Source organism: Psychrobacter sp. 1Y4 (assembly GCF_051847555.1).
Genome location: NZ_JBPYDE010000214.1, coordinates 1 through 958, shown reverse-complemented (window position 1 = coordinate 958; position 958 = coordinate 1). Strand labels below are relative to the sequence as shown.

Here is a 958-nt window from a genome sequence, read left to right as displayed (position 1 = left end):
ATAGTTATAATAAATACTAAATATTGTCTTGCGATAACTATAAAGACTATGTCTGGTTACGCTTTAAAACTGGCGAGCGCAGTCATTTTTAACTATGATAAATGTCTTTGTCGTTTATCATCTAATAGCAAACACTAAAAGACAGCGCTACCAATATCACTGAAAAATCAATAAAAGCAACAGGATAGATTTATGAGTGTACTACCCAGCAATTTTGAGACTTTGAAGCGTCGAGCCAAGCAAAGTATCATGCCGCTACTGACCCCGCACCTTTTAAAGTTGCGACTCAATACTTACGCGCCCTATATCGGTGCAGGCATCAAAATCGACCACATCAGCCTCGATCAGGGATTGTGTGTGGTCAGCATGGGACTGACCACTCTCAACAAAAATATCGTCGGTACTCAATTCGGTGGTAGCTTATATTCCATGGTTGATCCCTTCTATATGCTCATGCTGATGCATCAACTAGGTAGCAACTATGTGGTCTGGGACAAAAGCTCAAATATCGATTTTGTCGCACCGGGTAATAGTAAAGTCACAGCACGAATGAAAATACCTAGCACTGAGGTGATTACCATTCAAGAGTTGGCAAAAGACGGTGAACCTGTGTTTCGCGAATATAAAGTCGATATCGTAGACGACCAGCAAAAGCTCATTGCTACCGTCACCAAAACCTTGTATATCAGACTACGCAAATACAGTAAATCTAAAGAGCAAACCAGCCGAATTGAGACGCCTCATACTGAATAATTTTTGACTACCTTACTGGTAAGGCCTTTTGACTAATAGCAAGACTTAATGCTTATCAGCTGCTAATGTGCGGCTAACCATTCAGCAAGTTTAAATTGATAAGCGCGCACATACAAAAACCCCAATCCAGCATTCGCATAGATTGGGGTTTTGTCTTTTTTGGTATGGCCCGCTTATTTATAAATAAACCTATGAATAAGGGCTT

General features: G+C 40.4%; 1 protein-coding gene. It reads left to right on the top strand.

The window, feature by feature from the left end; translation table 11 throughout:
* The first annotated feature begins 192 nt into the window (after positions 1–192).
* Positions 193–753, top strand: coding sequence for a DUF4442 domain-containing protein (locus ACS8FC_RS15320; protein WP_439297403.1), 561 nt, complete (start codon positions 193–195; stop codon positions 751–753).
* The last annotated feature ends 205 nt before the right edge of the window (positions 754–958 follow it).

Bases quoted from the DNA above. Each gene is read 5' to 3' on its own strand.
- ACS8FC_RS15320 (WP_439297403.1), top strand. From the start codon at position 193: ATGAGTGTACTACCCAGCAATTTTGAGACTTTGAAGCGTCGAGCCAAG.